Source organism: Micromonospora sp. C41 (assembly GCF_018070485.1).
Classification (GTDB): Bacteria; Actinomycetota; Actinomycetes; order Mycobacteriales; family Micromonosporaceae; genus Micromonospora; species Micromonospora chalcea.
The window spans coordinates 417,104-437,674 of sequence record NZ_JAGPXP010000001.1 but is presented as its reverse complement, the minus strand read 5'-3'; the positions used below and the strand labels follow the sequence as shown (position 1 = coordinate 437,674).

The 20,571-nt window shown below is 73.8% G+C and carries 19 protein-coding genes; 11 read left to right on the top strand and 8 right to left on the bottom strand.

Annotated elements, in window-relative coordinates; translation table 11 throughout:
• Positions 1-44: 44 nt before the first annotated feature.
• The 4 genes from arsB (at position 45) to KBX43_RS01065 (ending at position 2,828) form a co-directional block, all read left to right on the top strand.
• Positions 45-1,130: an ACR3 family arsenite efflux transporter gene (gene arsB, locus KBX43_RS01080; protein WP_113972990.1), complete on the top strand. Its 1,086-nt coding sequence runs from the start codon at positions 45-47 to the stop codon at positions 1,128-1,130.
• Between the two features lie 56 nt (positions 1,131-1,186).
• Complete coding sequence (locus tag KBX43_RS01075; protein ID WP_210882423.1) at positions 1,187-1,594, top strand: arsenate reductase ArsC; 408 nt, start codon at positions 1,187-1,189, stop codon at positions 1,592-1,594.
• A gap of 78 nt (positions 1,595-1,672) precedes the next feature.
• Positions 1,673-2,035, top strand: coding sequence for a helix-turn-helix transcriptional regulator (locus KBX43_RS01070; RefSeq protein WP_043323144.1), 363 nt, complete (start codon positions 1,673-1,675; stop codon positions 2,033-2,035).
• 118 nt (positions 2,036-2,153) lie between these two features.
• Complete coding sequence (locus KBX43_RS01065) at positions 2,154-2,828, top strand: pyridoxamine 5'-phosphate oxidase family protein (protein ID WP_069088392.1); 675 nt, start codon at positions 2,154-2,156, stop codon at positions 2,826-2,828.
• A gap of 31 nt (positions 2,829-2,859) precedes the next feature.
• Here KBX43_RS01065 and KBX43_RS01060 read toward each other — a convergent pair whose 3' ends face one another.
• A complete protein-coding gene (locus tag KBX43_RS01060) occupies positions 2,860-3,765 on the bottom strand; it encodes a helix-turn-helix domain-containing protein (RefSeq protein WP_247677023.1) in 906 nt (301 codons plus the stop codon).
• 298 nt (positions 3,766-4,063) lie between these two features.
• Here KBX43_RS01060 and KBX43_RS01055 point away from each other — a divergent pair, with 298 nt between their 5' ends.
• Genes KBX43_RS01055 through KBX43_RS01030 form a run of 6 tightly spaced genes read left to right on the top strand, consistent with a single transcriptional unit; the run spans position 4,064 to position 9,181 of the window.
• Positions 4,064-4,441 carry a cupin domain-containing protein gene (locus tag KBX43_RS01055; RefSeq protein WP_166456215.1) on the top strand — a complete coding sequence of 126 codons (378 nt, stop codon included), beginning with the start codon at positions 4,064-4,066 and terminating at the stop codon, positions 4,439-4,441.
• A complete protein-coding gene (locus KBX43_RS01050) occupies positions 4,434-5,798 on the top strand; it encodes a class I tRNA ligase family protein (protein WP_210882420.1) in 1,365 nt (454 codons plus the stop codon). The genes KBX43_RS01055 and KBX43_RS01050 overlap by 8 nt, the downstream gene beginning before the upstream one ends.
• A complete protein-coding gene (locus KBX43_RS01045; RefSeq protein ID WP_210882412.1) occupies positions 5,791-6,828 on the top strand; it encodes an FAD-binding oxidoreductase in 1,038 nt (345 codons plus the stop codon). Before KBX43_RS01050 ends, KBX43_RS01045 begins: the two co-directional genes overlap by 8 nt.
• A gap of 16 nt (positions 6,829-6,844) precedes the next feature.
• Positions 6,845-8,104: a lysine N(6)-hydroxylase/L-ornithine N(5)-oxygenase family protein gene (locus KBX43_RS01040; protein ID WP_104112319.1), complete on the top strand. Its 1,260-nt coding sequence runs from the start codon at positions 6,845-6,847 to the stop codon at positions 8,102-8,104.
• Between the two features lie 5 nt (positions 8,105-8,109).
• Positions 8,110-8,490, top strand: coding sequence for a hypothetical protein (locus KBX43_RS01035; protein WP_233607666.1), 381 nt, complete (start codon positions 8,110-8,112; stop codon positions 8,488-8,490).
• Positions 8,483-9,181, top strand: coding sequence for a LysE family translocator (locus tag KBX43_RS01030; RefSeq protein ID WP_210882410.1), 699 nt, complete (start codon positions 8,483-8,485; stop codon positions 9,179-9,181). Before KBX43_RS01035 ends, KBX43_RS01030 begins: the two co-directional genes overlap by 8 nt.
• Positions 9,182-9,222: 41 nt before the next feature.
• Here KBX43_RS01030 and KBX43_RS01025 read toward each other — a convergent pair whose 3' ends face one another.
• From KBX43_RS01025 to KBX43_RS01015, 3 genes are read right to left on the bottom strand one after another with little or no spacing between them, the layout of a single operon-like run.
• Entirely contained in the window at positions 9,223-10,746 is a 1,524-nt protein-coding gene (locus KBX43_RS01025) for a class I SAM-dependent methyltransferase (protein WP_210882408.1), read from the bottom strand.
• Between the two features lie 34 nt (positions 10,747-10,780).
• Positions 10,781-12,565 (bottom strand): ABC transporter ATP-binding protein, encoded by a 1,785-nt coding sequence (locus tag KBX43_RS01020; protein WP_210882406.1) that lies wholly within the window; start codon positions 12,563-12,565, stop codon positions 10,781-10,783.
• Entirely contained in the window at positions 12,562-14,283 is a 1,722-nt protein-coding gene (locus KBX43_RS01015) for an ABC transporter ATP-binding protein (protein ID WP_069088387.1), read from the bottom strand. The genes KBX43_RS01020 and KBX43_RS01015 overlap by 4 nt, the downstream gene beginning before the upstream one ends.
• 176 nt (positions 14,284-14,459) lie before the next feature.
• On the opposite strand from KBX43_RS01015, the gene KBX43_RS01010 reads away from it, so the two are divergent.
• Positions 14,460-16,451 carry an acyl-CoA dehydrogenase gene (locus tag KBX43_RS01010; protein ID WP_064445557.1) on the top strand — a complete coding sequence of 664 codons (1,992 nt, stop codon included), beginning with the start codon at positions 14,460-14,462 and terminating at the stop codon, positions 16,449-16,451.
• Here KBX43_RS01010 and KBX43_RS01005 read toward each other — a convergent pair.
• The 4 genes from KBX43_RS01005 to KBX43_RS00990 form a co-directional block, all read right to left on the bottom strand.
• On the bottom strand, positions 16,448-17,509 hold the full coding sequence (locus KBX43_RS01005; RefSeq protein ID WP_210882385.1) for a DUF1700 domain-containing protein: 1,062 nt from the start codon (positions 17,507-17,509) through the stop codon (positions 16,448-16,450). The two genes, KBX43_RS01010 and KBX43_RS01005, sit on opposite strands and share 4 nt — an antisense overlap.
• Complete coding sequence (locus KBX43_RS01000) at positions 17,506-17,844, bottom strand: PadR family transcriptional regulator (protein WP_043323114.1); 339 nt, start codon at positions 17,842-17,844, stop codon at positions 17,506-17,508. Before KBX43_RS01000 ends, KBX43_RS01005 begins: the two co-directional genes overlap by 4 nt.
• Positions 17,845-17,952: 108 nt before the next feature.
• Entirely contained in the window at positions 17,953-19,434 is a 1,482-nt protein-coding gene (locus KBX43_RS00995; protein ID WP_210882383.1) for a vanadium-dependent haloperoxidase, read from the bottom strand.
• A 180-nt stretch (positions 19,435-19,614) separates the two neighbouring features.
• Complete coding sequence (locus KBX43_RS00990; RefSeq protein ID WP_197494849.1) at positions 19,615-20,553, bottom strand: ParB N-terminal domain-containing protein; 939 nt, start codon at positions 20,551-20,553, stop codon at positions 19,615-19,617.
• Positions 20,554-20,571 lie beyond the last annotated feature (18 nt).

The following is a 20,571-nucleotide window of genomic DNA, read 5'->3' as shown; positions in this document are numbered from 1 at the left end:
CCGACGCGCACGCGCCGGCACCGACGATCCACGGGAGCAGACCGATGAGCACCGCCACCAGAGCCGAACACGCCCCACCGTTGGTGGCACGCCTCTCGCGCCTCGACCGGTTCCTGCCGGTCTGGATCGGCCTGGCCATGGTCGCCGGCCTGCTGCTCGGCCGGATCGTTCCCGGCCTGGACGACGCTCTCGACGCCGTCCAGGTCGGTGGCATCTCCCTGCCCATCGCCCTCGGCCTGCTGATCATGATGTATCCGGTACTGGCCAAGGTCCGTTACGACCGCCTCGACACCGTCACCGGTGACCGGCGCCTCCTGGTCTCGTCGCTGATCCTCAACTGGATCGTCGGTCCCGCCGTCATGTTCGCCCTGGCCTGGATGTTCCTGGCCGACCAGCCGGAGTACCGCACCGGTCTGATCATCGTCGGCCTGGCCCGCTGCATCGCGATGGTCATCATCTGGAACGACCTGGCCTGCGGCGACCGGGAGGCGGCAGCGGTCCTCGTCGCCGTCAACTCGGTGTTCCAGGTCCTCGCGTTCGGCCTGCTCGGCTGGTTCTACCTGTCGGTGCTGCCGGGCTGGCTGGGTCTGGACGGCGCCGCGCTGCAGGTCTCCGGCTGGGAGATCGCCGGCAACGTGCTCGTCTTCCTCGGCATCCCCCTGCTCGCCGGCTACCTGTCCCGCCGCCTCGGCGAACGGACCAGGGGCCGCGACTGGTACGAGCGGCGATTCCTGCCCAGGGTCGGACCCGTCGCCCTGTACGGACTGCTGTTCACCATCGTCGTCCTGTTCGCCCTGCAGGGTGAGGCCATCACCGACCGGCCGGTCGACGTGGCCCGCATCGCCCTGCCGCTGCTGGCCTACTTCGCCCTCATGTGGGCCGGCTCCTACCTGCTCGGCCGGGCCATCGGCCTGAACTACGAACGCACCACCACCCTGGCCTTCACCGCGGCGGGCAACAACTTCGAACTGGCGATCGCGGTCGCGATCGGCACCTTCGGGATCGCCTCCGGCCAGGCCCTCGCCGGCGTCGTCGGCCCGCTGATCGAGGTCCCGGTTCTCGTCGGCCTGGTCTACGTGTCGCTGTGGGCCCGTGCCCGCCTGTTCCCCGCGCCGGGAACCCGGCCATGAGATGCCCCGACCGCGCCGCGGCACGTCACGGCAACCATCAGGATCATGGAGACCCGATGAGCGACAAACCCAGCGTCCTGTTCGTCTGCGTGCACAACGCCGGCCGTTCCCAGATGGCCGCCGGGTGGCTGCGCCACCTCGCCGGCGACACCGTCGAGGTCCGCTCCGCCGGAAGCGCGCCCGCCGGCCAGGTCAACCCCGCCGCCGTCGAGGCCATGCGGGAGGTCGGCATCGACATCACCGACCAGACCCCCAAGCGCCTGGAGTACGAGACGGCGGAGTCCTCGGACGTCATCGTCACCATGGGCTGCGGTGACGCCTGCCCCGTCTTCCCGGGCAGGCGATACGAGGACTGGAAGCTGGAAGACCCCGCGGGCAAGGGCGTCGACGCGGTACGCCCCATCCGGGACGAGATCCGCGCCCGGGTGGAACGGCTGCTCGCCGACCTGCGCCCCACCGCCTGACACCCCTGTCGTGCGACTCACCATGATCCGGTCCTGGTTGCACAGGCATGCGGCGGCCGTTGATGCAACGATGCAAGCGTGGGAACTGCGAAAACTGCCACCCCTGCCATCTCGCCGCTGACCGGCGAGCCGATCAAGCGTGCCGATGCCGAACGCCTCGCGGGAGTGCTGAAGGCGTTGGCCGACCCGGCCCGGCTGCGCCTGCTCAGCCTGATCCAGTCCGCTCCGGAGGGCGAGGCGTCCGTCAGCGACCTCACCGCGCCGCTCGGGCTCTCCCAGCCGACCGTCAGCCATCACCTTCGGATCCTCACCGAGGCCGGTCTGATCGAGCGTGAGAAGCGGGGTGTGTGGGCGTACTACCGTCTGGTGCCGTCCGCGATCTCGGCGATCGCCGAGCTGCTGACGCCGCCTCGTAAGCGACCGACGAGGAAGGTCCGCTGAGCAGGCGACCGCGGGGCTGCCGCGAGCACCCGCCGACCTGACCGGGTCGCCCCCGCCGGCCCTCTTGAGGAGCGCCGTCCGGCCCGGTAGAAACGGCGGGACCGACGGGAGATCAGCTATGACCGATGCCGACGGGCAGTTGTCCGCGACGCCCCGCACGAGCCTGCGCCGGATGAAGGAGAAGGGGCACCGCGACCGCGCCGCCCTGTTCGACGTGCTCCGGGCCGGGTTCGTCTGCCACCTCGGCGTCCTGGTGGACGGTCACCCGATGGTGGTGCCGACCGTCTACGGGTTCGACGACCGGCACCTCTACCTGCACGGCTCGGTGGCCAGCCGGAGCCTCACCACCGACACCGACGTCTGCGTCACGGTCACCGTGGTCGACGGCCTGGTGCTGGCGCGCTCGGTGTTCGAGCACGGCGTCAACTACCGCAGCGCGATGATCTACGGCCGGCCCCGGTGGGTGACCGGCACCGAGGAGAAGCTGCACGGACTCCGCCTGCTCACCGAGCACGTCGCCCCTGGCCAGTGGGACCACGCCCGCCGCCCGAACCGGCGGGAGCTGGCGGCCACGGCCCTGCTGGCGCTGCCGCTGGCCGAGGCGTCGGTGAAGACGCGCAGCGGCCCGCCGGACGACGGCGACAGCCCGGACGCCGCGCTCGGACTCTGGGCCGGCGAGCTTCCGCTCGTGGCCCGCTGGGAGCAGCCGGTGACCGACCCGGCGCTCCCGCCGACCGCGCCGGTGCCGGCCCACGTGGCCGCCCGCGCCGGCACCCGCGCCGACCGGCGCTGACCGGGGCGCCCGCGCCCCGGTCCGCCGGTCCCTACCGCAGTTGGCGGGCCACCTCCGCCAGCGGCAGCCGGGGCGCGACGGCGGCGCGGGCGGCGACCACCGCCAGCGCCCGGGGCACCCCCGCGCAGTGGGCGATGATCTGCCGTACCGCCTCGCGTTCGGCGGTGAGGCGACGCTCGCCGAGACGGGCCGCCAGCAGCTCCCACGCCTCACCGGCCGCCAGCTCGTCCACCACGACCGGACGCGCGGCCTCGCCGACGACCAGTCCGGTGAGGCGGTCCCGGCTGGTCACCACCACCATGCAGCCGGGGACACCGGGTAGCAGCGGCCGGACCTGTTCGGCGTCGCGCGCGTCGTCGAGCACGATGAGCATCCGGCGCCCGGCGAGCACGCTGCGGTACAGCCCGGTGCGCGCGGCCGGACCGCAGGGAATGCCGCCGGGCACGTCGAGCGCCTCGATGAGGCTGGCGAGCGCCTCCGCTGGCGCCACCGCCGGCCGGCGCGAGTCGCTTCCGCCGAGCTGGACGTGCAGCACCCCGTCGACGAACCGTGCGGCGGACCGGTGGGCCCAGCGCAGCGCCAGCGCCGTCTTGCCGATCCCGGAGCGTCCGGACAGGACGCAGACCACCACGCTGGACATCCGCCGCGGTCCGCCGTCGAGCAGCCGGTCGAGTTGCCGTAGTTGTGCCGAACGGCCGGTGAAGCCGGGAATCTCCAGCGGCAACTGCATGGGGCGGATCCGGGCCGGCGCCGGGTGTGCCGGCAGGCCGAGCACGTCGCGCAGCAGCCGCACTGTCGCCGGGCGCGGGCGGGTCACCCGCGACGACTCCAGGTTGCGGATGCTCCGGACGCTCAGCCCGGTGCGGGCGGCCAGTTCCTCCTGAGTCAGGTTGGCTCGTCGCCGAGCGGTAGCAATTTCGTCACCCAACGTATCCATGTAGCCGATCACAGCGTCGTCTCCGTACCGGTTCTGGTGGATTCGTACAGGCGGACCACCGCTGCGCGGCCACTGAGCGGGCAATCAGTAGCGCCATTGCCGGTGATCTGCCGGTGTAGCTCCTGTTGGCCAGCCGAGGTTAGGTCCACAGTGGGTCCGACGCTATCGACCGAAGTCGAATTGCCACTCCGGCAGGCGGTTGGCTCTGCGTCGCAGAAGCACCACTTCCGGTCACTCTCCGCAAACCCAGATCCGTCCGGCGCGCCCGACGGGCATCGCGCCGACCAGGAGGACGAACATGCGAAGGTACGTCAGCGACACCGCCGAGCTCACCGACGAGTACGGCATCCAGATCGGCCGCTGGACCCAGTACCGCGATCTCGGCCCGTTGCCGTTCGACGCCATGTGGTGCGTGATCCCGCCCGGCGGCAGCAGCACCGAGGACGTCCACCCCGAGGTGGAGTTCGCCGTGGTGACCCGCGGGACCGCCATCTACGAGGCGGGCGGCGAGAAGGTCGAGGTGCCGACCGGCGGGGTGATCCTGCTCGAACCCGAGCAGCGCCACGTCATCCACAACCCCTCCCCCGAGCAGCCGCTGACCATCCTGAGCGTCTACTGGATGCCGCGCCCCGAGACCGGCCGGCCGGACGCGGGCGACGGGACCGGCCGTGGCTGACGATCCGGCCGGGCGGGGCGCGGTGCTCCTGGTCACCCCGCCGCCGACCCCGAACGGTCCGCTGCACCTCGGGCACCTCAGCGGCCCGTACGTCGCCGGGGACGTGGCGGCCCGCGCGCTGCGCGCCGCCGGCCGGCGGGTGGTGACCCAGTGCGGGCTGGACGCCCACCAGAACTACGTGCTCGCCCGGGCGGAGGCGAACGGCGAGACGCCGGCCGACACGGTCGCCCGCTACGGGTCGCTGATCCACGCCGCGTTGCGCGCCGCGCGGATCCGGTACGACGTGATGGCCGACCCACTGGCCGACGAGGCGTACCGCCGGGCGGTGGCCGGCCTGCTCACCGAACTGGTCGAGGCGAAGGTGGTCGAGGTCGCGCCGGTGTCGCTGCGCGCCTGCGCGGCCTGCCGGCGGACCCTGCACCACGTGCGGGTCGCGGGGCGCTGCCCGGCCTGCGGGGCAGGCGCGAACGGCGGCACCTGCGAGGGGTGCGGCGGTTTCTGCAGCGCCGCGAACCTGGTCGACGCGCGGTCCACCTGCTGCGACGCGCCACCGGAGCCGGTCACCCACACGGTGCCGGTGCTGCGGCTGGACGAGCACCGGGAACGGCTCGCCGGGTTCTGGTCCGGGGCGGTGCTACCGCCCCGGCTGCGCCGGCTCGTCGCGTCGTACCTCGACGGCGGGCTGCCGGAGGTGCCGCTGGCGTACCCGACGGACTGGGGCATCGAGTGGGACGACGGCCTGCGCATCGACGTCTGGGCCGAGATGGCCCTGGCGAACCTGCTGCTGCCCGCCCGCCACCTGCGGCCGGACGCGGACACCCTGGCCGGGTACCTCGACGCGTGGCAGGACGTGGACGAGCAGTGGATCTTCCTCGGGGTGGACAACGCCTTCTACTACGCGCTGCTCATCCCCGCCCTGCACCTGGCCGCCGGGCTGCCCGACCGGCCGACCGGCCTGGTGGTGAACGAGTTCTACCGGCTCACCGGCGCGAAGTTCTCCACCAGCCGGGGGCACGCGATCTGGGCGCACGAGTTCCTCGCCGACGAGGACCCGGCCGTGGTGCGGGCGTTCCTGAGCTGGGACCGGCCGGACAGCTACGAGTCGGACTTCCGGCCCGAGGCGTACGAGGCGTTCAAGGCGCGCTACGCCGCCACGCGCGCCGGGGCCGTACCCGGTCTGGACGGTGTGCTCGCCGACGTCGAGCTGACCCGGGGCGAGCAGGCCCTGCGCCCGGCGCACTTCGACAGCGCCACCGTCGTCCGGGCGGCGCTGGCCGCGTACCCCGGTGACCCGGACCGGGCGGCCCGCCTGCTCGACGTCGTCGGCGGCGCGGAACCGGCGGCCTCCGGTGGGTGAGCCCCGCGTGCTCGTCGTCGGCGCCGGCCTCGCCGGTGTCCTGCTCGCCCGGCGGCTGCGGGACGCGGGCGCCGAGGCGGTGCTGGTCGGCCCGCACGGCGGCGGTCCGGGCGGCGGGCACGCCGACGCCACCGCCGCCTCCGGTGGCCTGGCACGCGCCTTCGAGCCCGATCCGGCCGCCCGGGCCCTGGCCACCGCGAGCCTCGCCGAGCTGTGGGACGACCCGGCGCTCGCCGCGGCCGCCGGGTGGCGGGCCACCGGCTCGCTCTACCTGCTCGACGCCGTCGACGCCGGGGCGGCGGCCGGCGTGGCCGGAGCCGAGGTGCTGACCCGCGACGAGGTCTCCCGGCGGTTCGGCTTCGACCGGCTCCCGGACGGCACGGTGGGGGTCTGGGAACGCCGGGCCGGCCACCTCGACCCGGACCGGTTGCGCCGCAGCGTCCTGCGGGGCCTGGACCGGACCGAGACCACGCCGGTGGCCCGCCTCGGCGACGGCGCGGTCGACCTGCGCGACGGCCGCCGCCTCACCGGTGACCTGGTCGTGGTGGCGGCCGGAGCCTGGACGCCGGGCCTGCTGCGCGCCGCCGGGCTGCCGAGCACGCTGCGCACCAAGCACATCCAGTACGCCCACCACCGCACCGGCCGGGCCGACCTGCCGTGTTTCGTCGATGAGACGAGCGGCCTGTACGGGCGGCCCGCCGGTCCGGGGCGTGTCCTTCTCGGGCTGCCCAGCGACCGCTGGGACGTCGACCCGCCCGCGCCCGCGCCGGACTCCGGCCTGGCGGCTCGGGTGCGGGCGGTCGCCGCGCGGCGGCTGCCCGGCCTGGACCCGCGCCCGGACGGCCCGCCGGTCAGCGCCGTCGACTGCTACAGCGACCCGCCCGGCCTGGCACTGCGCGCAGTGGCCGGCGCCGTGCACACCTTCACCGGCGGCAGCGGCGGCGCCGCCAAGACCGTCCTGGCCGCCAGCCGGCTCGCCGCCACCGCCCTGCTGAACTCCCGATCCGCGATCCGTGTCCCGCACGGCTAGACACAGAGGCAGACTGATGACGCAGACCTATCACACAGTGGGAATTGGCGCGGGGCCGGCGAACCTGAGCCTCGCCGCGATGTACGACGCGCTCGCGCCGCACGACATCGCGCTGTTCGAGGCGCGGGACCAGCCGGGCTGGCACGACGGGATGCTGCACAGCGGCGTGCGCATGCAGACCGGCTGGGTCAAGGACCTGGTCTCGCTCTACGACCCGACGCACCCGCTGTCGTTCCTCAACTACCTGGTCACCACCGGCCGGGTCTACGCCCTGCTGGGCGCCGGTTTCGACACCATCCCCCGGATCGAGTACCAGCAGTACCTGGTGTGGGCGGCGGAGCAGTTGCCGCGCATCACCTACGGCGCCCGCGTCGACCGGGTCGAGTTCGACGGCGCGATAGTCACCCGCAGCGGCGGCGTCGAGGTCGCCCGCTCCCAGCACCTGGTGCTCGGCAGCGGGACCGTCCCCTTCGTACCGGACTTCCTGGACGCCCTCGACCCCCGGCACCTGTTCGTCGCCGACGAGCTGAACCGGCGCCTGGCCGGCGTGCCCGACGAGCCGGACGTGCCGTGGGTCGTGATCGGCAGCGGCCAGACCAGCGCGGAGTGCGTCGCAGCGCTGCTCGCCCGCGGCTGCCGCGACATCAAGTGGATCGGCCGGCGGTCCTGGTTCGCGCCGCTGGAGGACTCCCCCTCGGCGAACGACCTGTACCGGCCCGCCTACCAGGAGGCGTTCCTCTCGCTGTCCCGGGACGTGCGGGAACGGCTGGTCTCCGGGCAGATCCTGACCAGCGACGGCATCTCCCCCGGCACGCTGCGCGGCGTCTACCAGCACAACTACGAGGAGCGGCTGCGGACCGGGCGGTTCCCGGTCACGATCATGCCGAGCCGTACCGTGACCGGCGCCCGGCAGCTCGACGGGGAGGTGGAGCTGGAGTGCCTCACCGCCGGCAGTGGCGAGGAACGGCACCGGGCGGTGAACGTGATCGTCGCGGCGGGCCGGCGGCTCGCCCCGCTCCCCTTCGATCCGGAACTGTCCGCGCTGATCGACGTGGACGAGCGCGGCGAACCGGTGATCGAGTCGGACTACTCGATCCGGTGGAAGCACGCCGACGACCACAAGATCTTCGTGCTGAACCGGGGGCGGTACGTGCAGGGGCTCGTCGACTCCAACCTGAGCATTCTGCCGATCCGCAGCGCGATGATCCTGAACTCGATCGCCGGCCGCACGGTCTGCCGGTTCCGTGACGACTACGTGAGCACCCGGTGGGCGTGAGCGCGATGACGACATTCGACTACGACGGCCGCGTCTTCGTCTCCGTCGACCACGCCGGTGACGGCGCCGAGCCGCTGCGGGGGCACTACCACCAGCGCGGCGACCTGGTCTGGGCGGAGATCACCGGCGGCCCGGTCCGGCACGGCCGGCTCGCGGGAACCTGCGACGCCCAGGGCGTGGTTCGCTTCGCCTACCTGGAGGTGCTCACCGACGGCACCATAGTGGTCGGCGAGTGCGAGTCCCGGCCCGAGCGGCTGCCGGACGGCCGGATCCGGCTGCGGGAACAGTGGCGCCGGCACGGGCCACGCCAGGACAGCGGTGTCTCCGTCATCGAGGAGGCGGCGCCGGCGCTCGCCGCAGGACAGGAGAGCCGGCGTCGTGTCTGACATCCAGATCATCAGTTTCGTCGCCGCCAGCCTGCTCATCATCATCGTGCCGGGCGTCGACTTCGCGCTCGTCACCCGGCAGACCGTCAGGTACGGCCGGCGGGCCGGGTTCGTGGTGCTGGCCGGGCTGTTCGTCGCCGCGCTGGTGCACGCGTCGTTCGCCACCGCCGGCCTGTCCGCGCTGCTGGTCTCCTCGCCGACGCTCTACACGGTGCTGCGCGTCGCCGGCGCGCTGTACCTGCTCTACCTGGGCGGCACGATCCTCTGGGCCACCCGGCCGCGCCGGACGGCCCCGGCGGCGCAGCCGGTCCCGGTCGGCGCGGGCGGCGCCGGGCCGGACCCGGACACCGGCCCCGCGCCGGTGCCGGAGGCCCCCGCCGCCGACGAGCCCCACGTGGCCCGCCGCTCGTTCGTCATGGGCGTCACCAGCCAGCTGTTGAACGTCAAGGTGGTCGTCTTCTACGTCTCGTTCGTGCCGCAGTTCGTCAGGCCCGGCGACGGGGCGGCGGCCCGCACGGCGGTGCTGGCCGCCACGTTCATCGGCCTCGCCGTGCTCTGGTGGGCCTGCTACATCATGCTCATCGACAGGTTGCAGCCCTGGCTGACCCGGCCGTCAGTGCTGCTGGTGATCGAACGGCTGACCGGGCTCATCCTGATCGTCCTGGCGATCCGGATCGCGCTGAGCCGGTGAGCGGCGACGGCGCCCGCCGGCAGCGGCGGGCGCCGTCGGTCTCACTGGTTGCGGGGGCGGTGGGCGACGGTGAGGACGTGGGTGGTCGGCCAGTCCAGCGGCCGGCCGTCGAGGTCGGTGAGGGACGCGACCGGTGCGATCCGGTTGTCGATCACCCACTCGTTGCGCACCGGCGCCGACGCCGGGCCGATCTCGAACCCCGCCTCGGTGAGCAGCGCCGTCCAGTCGGCGAAACTCAGGCCGCAGAACTGCTCCTGCGTCTCCGACAGCCAGTTGTCCGTGTAGTCCTTGCGGGTCAGGTAGTCCATCGCCGCACCCAGCGACAGGCGTACCGCGCCGTCCGGAAGCGGCTCGTGGTCGAAGTCGAACGCGAAGTCGACGGCGAACTGGTCCAGCCGCGCCCGCGTCGACAGCCCGCCGACGTAGCGCCGGACCTCCGCCGAGGTCAGCTCGGCGAGATCGCGGCGGGGCGCGGCCGGGTTGTCGCCGTCGTCGGCCGACAGCCGCAGCAGCACCTGCCGCCCGGGGTCGTCCGGACCGCACACGTCGCTGTTGATCCAGACGCCGCCGGGCACCGTGTGGTCGTGGATGCGGCGGGCGAACTGCAGCAGCGACTCCCGCTGCCGCCCGTACGACCAGATCTCATGGGTCAGCGCGAACGTGAGCGTGGTGTCGACCGAGCGGTCCTTGAACACCGCGCCGCCGAGGACGTTGCGGTGGAAGAAGTAGACGTTGGCGTTGCGGAACACGCCCTGCGCCTTCTTGTGCAGGCACTCCTGGTAGAGGTGGCGGGCGACCTCCACGCCGATCAGGTCGCTCTCGCGCAGCGCGGCCTCCCGGTCGGCCAGCTCCAGGACCGCGCCCGCGCCGCAGCCGATGTCCACGATGCGGCCGGGCTGCACGTACCCGCGCACCGAGTCCCACTTGCGCTGCGCGGCAGTGGCGAACGCCTCCACGTAGGTGCGGTAGTCGCGGGTCACGGTGAGGCCGCCCTCGTCGCCGACGAGCGGGTCGTTCACCACCGACCGGATCGACTCGACCAGGCGGTAGCGCTCGAACACGTCGATGGTGGCCGGGTGGGTGAGCGCGCGCCAGGTCTCGTCCCCGGCGGCCAGGCGCAGCAGCACGTCCCACGGCCGTTCGGGCGGCTCGGGCAGGTCCGGGTCCGCCTCGACCGGCGCGATCCGGAAGCCGAGCCGCTCGTACAGTTTCGCGACCTCCGGCGTGGAGCAGGCCAGCAGCGTGTCGGCGGGGGTGAGTTCGAGCCCGGTAACCACCGCGATGGATTTCAGCGTCACCTCGGCGAACGCGTCGGTGTACGCGGTGTCGAAGATCGGCACCACCACCGAGCGCAGCCCGCTCAGCACGCTGAACCGCTCGATCGCGGCTTCCCGCCGGTGGTACGGCACCGGGTTGCGTCTGGTGTTCTCGTGGTTGGCCGACGTCACCGCCCAGACCACTGTGGCCTCGTCCCCGGCCAGCCGGCACAGGTAGTCGGCCTGGAACCGGGTCAGCAGGTGGTGCCGCCCCGGGAAGAGCACGAAGCGGGCCGGCGCGTCGGTCATGTTCCCCTCACCTGGGTCGATGGGCGGTGCGCGGTCATACCGGGACGCTCCAGGAGCGCCACAGACGCCCGTACCGGCCGTCGGCGGCGAGCAGTTCCGAGTGCGTGCCCTGCTCCACGATCCGCCCGTGGTCGAGCAGGACGATCCGGTCGGCGGCGACCGCCTGGCTGAGCCGGTGCGCCACGATCAGCGTGGTCCGTCCCTCGGTGGCGGCCAGCGCCGCCCGGTCCAGGTCACGCGCTCCGGCGCTGCCGGCCTCGGCGGTCGCCTCGTCCAGCACGGCGACGGCGGGCGCGGCCAGCACCAGCCGGGCCAGGGCGACCTGCTGGGCCTGCGCGGCGGTGAGCCGGTGGCCGCCCTCGCCGACCGCCGTGGCCAGCCCGTCCGGCAGCGCGCGCAGCCAGGTGGTGGCGCCGACCCGGTCCAGCGCGTCGAGCAGTTCGGCGTCGGTGGCGTCCGGGGCGGCCAGGCGCAGGTCCTCGGCGAGCGGCCCGGCGAAGACGTGCACCTCCTGGCTGACCAGCGCGACGTCGCGCCGCACGGCGTGCTCGCCCCGCTCGGTCAGCGGCACGCCGCCCAGGCGTACCGACCCGTCGGTGGGCGCGATGATCCCGGCGGCGATGCCGGCGAGCGTGCTCTTGCCCGCGCCGCTGGCGCCCACGAGCGCGACCCGCTCACCCGGGGCCAGGCGCAGCTCGACGTCGGCCAGGACCAGGGGGCCGTCGTCGTCGTAGCGGTGCCGGCGGACCGTGACGTCCAGCGCCGCCGGGCCGCGCCGCCCGGCCGCCGACGGCGCGGACGGGGCGGTGTCGGGCAGCGCGGCCACGCCGACCAGCCGGGCGAGGCTCGCGCCGGCCTGCAGCACCGAGTCGGACTCCATCAGCAGCAGGCCGATCGGGTTGAACAGCCGGTGGAAGTAGAGCGCGGCGGTGGTCGCCGCGCCCACCGTGACCAGGTCGGCGCGGACCAGGAAGAACCCGGCGACGAGCACCGCGGCCAGGCCGAGGAACTCCGACCTGTTGATCCGCAGCCCGAAGCGGGTGTGCAGGTTGAAGATCTCCAGCGACAGGTCGCGCGCCACGCCGGAACGCTCGGCGATCGCCGCGACGTGCGCGTCCTCGGTCCGGTACGCGCGCACTGTCGCCGCGCCCCGCAGCGCGCCGGCCATGGCCTGTGTCCGCTCGCCGGTGGCGACGCGCTCACGGGCGTAGTACGGCGCGGACCGGCGCAGGTACCAGCGCAGCGCCAGCGCGTACGCGGGCGCTGCCACCAGCCCGGCGAGGCCGAGCCGCCAGTCGAGCGCGACCAGCCCGAACACGGTCAGCACCACGGACAGCAGCGCGCCGACGAACGCCGGACCGCTGACCGCGATCACGTTCGTCACCACCGCCACGTCGTCGCCGACCCGGGCCAGCAGGTCGCCGGTGCCGGCCCGTTCCAGCGTCGCCGAGGGCAGGTGCAGCGCCCGGTCGAGCACCCGCTCGCGCAGCCGGGCCAGCACGGTCTCGCCCAGGCGGGACGCGAGCGCGGCCCCGGCGGCGGTGAGCAGTCCGGTGAGCACTGCCGCGCCGGCGATCACCGCGACCCGGCCGGCGATCCGGGAGACCGGGGCGTCGGCGATGACGTCGTCGACGAGGCGGCCGAGCACCCAGGGCGCGACCAGCCCGCCGGTGGCGGCGGCGACGAGCACGGCGGTCGCGGCGGTGCTGAGGCCGGGCCGCCGCCGGAACTCCGCGCCGAGCGTCGTCCATGTCCGCCGGGCGGTCGCGGTGGGCAGCAACGCCCGGCCGGGTTCGGCGGTACGCGGGTCAGCGGTCACCGCAGTGTCTCCTCGCGGTAGCGGGCGTCGGTGGCCAGCAGGTGCTCGTGCGTCCCTTCGGCGGTCACCCGGCCGTCGGCGATCACCACCACCCGGTCGGTGATCCGCAGCAGGGCGGGGCTGCTGGTGACCAGCAGCGTGCCCCGGGGCGCGTCGCGGCGCGCGCCGGCCAGTCCGTCGGCGAGTTGGGCCTCGGTGGCGGCGTCCACTGCGGTCGTGGGGTCGTGCAGCACGAGCACCGGCGGGTCGGCGTGCAACGCCCGCGCCAGCCCGAGCCGCTGGCGCTGGCCGCCGGAGAGGTTGGCGCCGCGCTCGACGAGCCGGTGGCCGAGGCCGCCGGGGTGCGCGTCCACCACGTCGTCCGCCGCGGCCGCCCGGACCGCGGCGCGCAGGCGTCCCTCGTCGGTGCTGCGGCCGGCGGCGAGGTTGGCGGCCACGGTTCCCTCGAACAGCGTCACGTCGTGCGGCTCGACCAGCACGGCGCCGCGCAGCGCGTCGATGTCCAGGTCGTCGGCGGGTACGCCGTCGACGCGTACCGCGCCCCGGCGCCGGTCCGCGGGCACCCGTCCGGACAGCAACGCGACCAGCGCGTCCGCGTCGGCCGGGTCGTACGCCAGCACGCCGACGATCTCCCCCGGGTCGACGCGCAGGCACACCCCGTCCAGCGCGGCGTGCCCGACGTGGTCGAGGACGAGCCGCGGCCCGTCCGTACGGTCCGGCCGGGACGCGGCGCCCGGCCGGGTCAGCGGCTCGGCGCCGAGCACGCGCGCGACCCGGGCCGCGGAGGCGCGGGCCATCGCGAACAACTGCACGCAGTAACCCAGCGTCTGCACCGGCTCGGCGACGAACTGCGCGAGCCCGACCACTGTCACCAGTTCACCGATGGTGAGCCGGCCCCGCAGGGCGAGCCAGCCGGCGGCACCGGCGACAGCGGCGAGGAAGAGGCCGTTCGCGGCGGTGGTGAGCCCGAGGTGCAGGCCCTTGGTGTTGGCGGCGCGCAGCGTCACGGCGAGGGCGCGCCGGCTGGCGGCGGCGTACCGGCCGGCGGCGTGGTGCTGGGCGCCGATGCCGCGCAGCACACGCAGGCCGGAGACGAGGTCGACGGCGAGCGCCGTGGTCTCGGCGAGGGCCTCCTGCTGGGAGGCGCTGCGCCGGGACAGCAGCGGCGCCATCCGTTGCAGCGCCAGGACCAGCACCGGTACGCCGATGAGCACGCCGAGTCCGAGCGGGACGTCGATGACCAGCAGCGCGACGGCCGCGACGGTCAGCGCGCTCACCGCGGCGACGCCGAAGCCGGCCACCCGGACCACGTACGCGGAGAGTTCGGCGTCGGAGGCGGCGACCGAGAGCAGTTCGCCGTCGCGTAGGCCGGAGCGGTGCCCGCGCGGGTCGAGCGCGCGCTCGGCCAGTTCCACCCGTAGCAGGTGCGCCTCCCGCTCCACGGCCGCGAACGCCTGGCGGGCGCCGTTGCGGTAGGCGAACGCCAGCACGGTGAACAGGGCGGCGAGGCCGGCGACGGAGTACGCGAGCGCCCACGGGTCGCCGGTCACCACGGCCCGGTCGATGATGACGCCGATCGCCACCGGCACGAGCGCCTCGGTGACCTGGTGCAGCCCGAGCAGGGTCACGCCGATCAGCACCGGGCGGCGCTGGCGGCGCAGCGCCTGGCGGAGCACGTGCCGGGCGGTGACGGCGCTGCCGGGGGGAAGCGGGGACACGAGGGGATGCCTCCAGTGCTTGAAGTGAGGACAGCCTAACCTCAGCTTCGCGGGCAGCCGAACCGCCGGGGGGTGGCCGGGCTCACCACGCGCTCCGCCAGCGGCGCGCGATCACCGCCGGTAATGTTGATCAGGCCGAGAGTGTACGCAAATGTCCACTGCACCGAGGAGTGACAATGTTCGATCACGCAGCCGGCCGCATCGACATCGCACGCCTGCGGGAAACGCTTGACGGCCGGTGGGCCGACGTCCGCCGGGCGCACCGCGAACACCTCGACGAACGCTTCCTCCCGGTGTACGGCGAGACCGGTGACCAGGCTCGCGAGCGCATCACCCGGCTACTGTCCGAACTCCCTGTCGAACTGGGCATCGCCTCGGGCTTCCCCGTCGAGTACGGCGGCCGCGGCGACGTGGGCGCCTCGATCGTCGCCACCGAGATGCTGGCCCAGGTGGACCTGTCACTGATGGTGAAGGCCGGCGTCCAGTGGGGCCTGTTCGGCGGCGCGGTCGCCGCGCTCGGCACGAAGCGGCACCACGACGCCTACCTGCCCGACATCGTCGCGGGCCGGCTCTTCGGCTGCTTCGCGATGACCGAGACCGGCCACGGCTCGGACGTGCAGCAACTGCGCACCACCTGCGTGTACGACCCGCAGACCCAGACCTTCGACCTGCACACGCCGCACGAGGCGGCGCGCAAGGACTACATCGGCAACGCGGCCCGGGACGGGCGGATGGCTGTGGTCTTCGCCCAGCTCGTCACCGGCGGGCGCCGGCACGGCGTGCACGCCTGGCTGGTGCCGATCCGCGACGAGCACGGCCGGCCGATGCCCGGCGTGACCATCGGCGACGCCGGACCCAAGGCCGGCCTGCTCGGCGTGGACAACGGGCGGCTCAGCTTCGACCACGTGCGGGTGCCGCGGGACATGCTGCTGGACCGGTACGCGCAGGTCGCCGAGGACGGCACGTACTCCAGCCCGATCGAGAACGACTCCCGGCGCTTCTTCACCATGCTGGGCACCCTGGTCCGGGGCCGGGTGAGCGTGGGCGGCGCGGCGTCGGCGGCCACCAAGGCGGCGCTGGCCATCGCGGTGCGCTACGGCGACATCCGCCGGCAGTTCAGCGACGCCGACGGCGACCGCGAGGTGCTGCTCAACGACTACCTGGCGCACCAGCGCAAGCTGCTGCCCGCGCTGGCCACCACGTACGCGCTGACCTTCGCCCAGGCGGAGCTGGTCGCGGCGCTGGACGAGATCCAGGGCGGCGACGGGCCGGTCGACGAACACCGGCAGCGGGAGCTGGAGTCCCGGGCCGCCGGGCTGAAGGCGGCGCAGACCTGGCACGCCACCCGCACCATCCAGATGTGCCGGGAGGCGTGTGGCGGCGCCGGCTACCTGTCGGAGAACCGCCTGCCCAGCCTCAAGGCCGACACCGATGTCTTCACCACGTTCGAGGGCGACAACACGGTGCTGCTGCAACTGGTCGCCAAGGGGTTGCTGACCGGTTACCGGGACGAGTTCGGCTCGCTCGACGGCTGGGGACGCGCCTCCTTCGTCGCCGAGCAGGTACGCGAGATGGTGCTGGAGCGCACCGCCGCCCGGGCGCTGATCGCACGTCTGGTCAGCGCCGTGCCGGGCCGCGACGACGAGGTCGCGGTCACCGACCGGGGCTGGCAGCTCAAGCTCTTCGAGGACCGCGAGGAGCACCTGCTCGACAGCGCGGTGCGCCGCCTGCGCGGTGGCGCGTCGACCAAGAAGGACCGGCCCTTCGACATCTTCAACGACGTCCAGGACCACGTCCTCGCCGTCGCCGCCGCGCACATCGACCGGGTGACGCTGGAGGCGTTCGTCGCCGGGATCGACGCCACCGCCGACCCGGCGGTCAAGGAGCTGCTGTCCCGGGTCTGCGACCTGTACGCGCTCACCGTGATCGAGGCGAACAAGGGCTGGCTGCTGGAGCACGGCCGGCTCACCCCGGCCCGCTCGAAGACGATCACCAGCGTGGTGAACGGGCTGCTCAAGGAGCTGCGCCCGTACATGCGCACGCTCGTGGACGGGTTCGCCATCCCGGACGCCTGGCTGCACGCCGCGATCCTGCGCGAGGAGCCCGGACGCCAGGAGGCGATGGCCGCGCACGACGCCGCCGCGGATCAGCAGGCCGTGCCGGCCTAGCCGGCCGGCGCCGCGGCCTCCGGGTCCGCCTCCGTGGCCGGCTCAGGTCGCGGCCGGGCCGGTGCGCCGGGCGCCCCGGCGGGGTCGCCGTCGACGGGCGGTGAGGTGGGGTCACCGTCGGCCGCCCGCGCGGTGGCGGGGTCGCCGTCGGCCGGCCGCGCCGCCGCGTACCCGGCGGCGCCGAGCGCCAGGTACAGCCCGCCGAACAGCCAGAAGGCGGCGAACAGGAAGCCGCGCTCGGCCATCGCGAGGATCATGACCAGCGCGCCGGCCAGCCCGGTCACCGCGTACCCGGCCCGGAATCCGTAGGCGCACAGCGCACCGGCCGCGACCGGCCCGGCGATCCACAGCGCCGCGCCCACCCAGCCGACACCGACCGAGCCGCCGGCCGACGCGACCGCCACGAGTACGCCGGGCATCGCCACGATCCCACCGGCCAGGACGTGCCACCACCGTCCCCCGGCGCCTCGCCGCACGGCCCACGGCACGAACGCCGCCGCCCAGGCCACCAGCGCGAGCGGGAAGTAGTACAGGCCCGTCTCGCCGGCCGCGCAGGCGAACATGGTCAGCGCGATCGCGCCGGCGAGCCGCGACCCGGCGCGTACCCGGGCGGGCGCCACGAGCGGCGCGGCCGCGACGAGCGCCGGTAGCAGCGTGAGCAGCGCGATTCCCGGACCGAGCCGGCCGAGGACGCCCTGCTCGCCGGCGTCGGCCTGGATCGGCTCGACCGGCACTGTGGACGGCAGCAGGAAGCTCACGCACACGGCGATCAGCACGCCGACCGCCGACGCGACCAGGGACAGCGTCCGGCCGACCCGCTCCGGGCGGTCCTGGTCCGGTAGCCCCAGTTCCTCCCGCGCCTGCCGGGCCACGTCCGGCGCGGCACCCAGGCCGGCGAGGACCTCGTCGGCGCTCCGCCCGCTGTCGAGGGCGTCGGCGATGTGCGCGCGGACATCCGCGACGATCTCCTCCGCCGTGCCGGACGGGACGTCCGACAACTCCGCGTCCAGCGCCCGCAGGTAGGCCCACGCCGCCTCCGGGAGGCCGTCGTCGCTCATCCTTCCTCCCCCATCAACTCGTCCACGTGCGGCTGGATCTCCCGCCACACCGTCGCGAACACCCGCAGGTGCGCCCGCCCCTGGTCGGTGATCGCGTAGTACCGCCGGGCGTGCCCCTGCTCGGGGGCCACCCACCGGGTCTGCACGGTGCCGGCCTGCCGCATGCGGGCGAGCAGCGGATACAGGCTGCCCTCGCTGGCGGTCAGGCCGCGCACGGCGAGCCAGTCGGCCAGTTCCAGGCCGTACATGTCGCGCCGTGAGAGCAGCGCGAGCACGCAGTACTCCAGCACGCCCTTGCGGATGTTCGTGGTGATCCGCTCACGTGCCCCGTCCATGCCTCGCAAGATACCTTGCTATGCAAGACATGTGGTGAGGGGGTCGGAACGCGCGCTGCCGGCCACGCCCGAGGGCATGGCCGGCAGCGCGGACCGGCACAGCGGGGATCAGCGCCCGTTCAGCTTGCGCTGGACGAAGTCGAAGGCACGGTCACCGAGCTGCGGCGCGTACTGGTCGACGGCCGCGACCGAGGCGGGGAAGTTCTCGCCGGCCCAGACCCGGCTCTGCCCGCACTCGGCGGCCCACTCCGAGTAGCTGTTCCAGGTCAGCATCATGTCGGCGGCCGGGGTCACGCCCGGCTCCACGATCGAGGAGCCCTTGCGCACCGGGATCACCACGGTCAGCTTGTCGGTGCCGGTGAACCGGCGCGCGACCTGGGCGTAGGCGACACAGACCGCCGCGTTTACCGACGGGTACTCCGGAGCGGCGATGGCGACCGAGCTGAGGTAGCTGCGCCATTGGGTGCCGGTGATGTCATTGACGGTGCCCCGGCCCGGGCCGCCCCACGCGGTCAGCTTCTTGTTCGGGTACAGGTGGCGGATCGCGCTGAACGGCTGCACCGAATCGTACTTGCGCATGTAGTACCAGGAGGCGATCGCCACGTCGAACCCGGCGACGTCCGTCATCACGATGAACCGGACGGAGTCCTCGGTGTTGTACCGGCCCCGCAGCAGCGTGTGCGCGATGGCGCCGTACGGCGTGATGTTGTCGCTGAAGATCTCCGCGCTCATCTTCTTGCGGTCGTCCAGGCCGGCCGAGGCGCGCAGCACCTCGTCGGCCTGCTTGCGGTAGCCCTTCGGGTTCAGCAGGTGGTGGTTCGCCGGCGGGGTGAGCCGGAACTGCTCGGGCCGGTCGAAGGTGATCGGCTTGACCCGGCCGAACTGGGGCGTCGCGAACTCCTGCGTGTTGACGACCTCGCGCTTGGAGATGGTGTTCGGCTGCCAGCGCGACGGGAAGCGCAGCTCGTACGGGCTGTTGACCGGCCGGTAGCCGGTGTGGTCGGCGTACGGCTCGCGGTTGTAGCGGCGGCCGCCCGCGTCGCCGTCCCGGTTCGTACCGTCGTTGCGGCGCGCCGCCATCGCGTTCTTCGCGGCGAGGATGCCGATGCCGCTGGCGGTGGTGCGGTCCTCCGCGGTGACCGCCGGGTCCAGGCCCGCGGTGGCCATCATCCGCTGCCAGGTCGCCTCGTGCTGCGGGTAGAGCTTGCTGAGCGAGGTGTAGGCCGAGTAGATGACGGCGATGTTCTTGTTGCGCGTCGTGTGCTCCTCGGCGGGACGGCGGCCGATGCTGGAGAAGATGCCGACCGCGGTGGGGTGGTACGCCGCCAGGGCGTCGAACCACGGCAGTTCGATGAGCATGGCCCGGTCCGCGGCCCAGGACCCGGGCCGGCCGCTGTACTCGACCCGCGGCTCGGTGTTGAGGGCCGGGTAGATGACGTCGGTCAGGGCGTTCCCGTGGTCGAGGTCGAAGGTCGCTGCCTGCGGGGCCGCCGACACACCGTTTGTCAGCGACACCACCAGGGCGATCGCCGCGGCGACGGCCGCGGCACCCCCGAGATGCCGTTTCCGCGGCCGCCTCAGAATCTTCACCGGGAATTCTCCTCTCCATTGGACCGCCGCACAAATGTGCTCACCGAAAATGAGGGCAGCGGATCGAAGGAACATTAACGCGCGTTATTCACGCCGGTCCACTACTCGATCGGGTAGTGGCGACGGCAACGGAATTCGACGCGCCGTCGACAACCGCCGCAAATATGCGGACCGCCGTTTTCACGCCCGGTCCTCCAGTTCCTGGGCGAACGCCAGCCAGGCGGCGGCGCACGAGCGGGCCAACTCGGCCACCGATGTGCGCCAGTACGGCGGCACGGCGTCGACGAACTCGCGCCAGGCGGCCGGGTCGACCACGTGCCCGTCGGCCCACCGGACGAAGGCCCGGCCCACCTCGGCGTACTTCACCGCGGGGTCGCGGATCAGGTTCCCGCGTACCGCCGGCCAGTCGACGGGCGGCGCCGGGGCCTGACCCGGCCGGCGCCTGCGCGCCTCCGACCCGTCGTCGGCGGCCGGCTCGGGCTCGGCCGCCGGCCGCTGCGGGGTCAGGACCGGGTCCCGGCCCGCCTGCAGCCGGGCGCGCACGTCCCGCGCCGTGCCCACCGACACCCCGGCCTCCTTCGCGATGGCACGCAGGGGCGCGTCCGGCCGGAGCGCGATGACCGCGCTGGCCCGCCGCCGGCCCGCCGAGCCGTCCAGCGGGCGCACCCGGCCGTCCCGTCCCACCCGGCTGCCCTCCCGCGCCGCCGGTTGCAGCAGGCGGCGCCGGATGCCGCTGACCGTGGTCGGGGACAGCCCGGCGGCGGCGGCGACGGCGCGGTCCGACCACTGCGGATACAACCGCAGGATGCGGGTGGCGGCGGCCTCCCGGTCGGCGCGGGACAGCGGCAGCCCGTGTTTGATGTTGGCGTCGACCGAGAGCAGGAACGCCGCGGCGTCGTCGCCGTCGAAGAACGTCACCCGTACGGTCTCGTCGCCGCGCAGCTTGGCGGCCCGCAGCCGGTGCATGCCGTCGATCACCCGCATCGTGCCGCGCTGCACGAGGATCGGGGGGAGGTCGTGCATCGCGGCCAGCAGCCGGATGTGCTCGACGTTCTCTCCCGCCAGCCGCGGGGAGTCGCCGGGCAGCAGCGCGGAAACCGGAACCGTCTCGCCAAGCACAGACCGATCCTCCGTAGC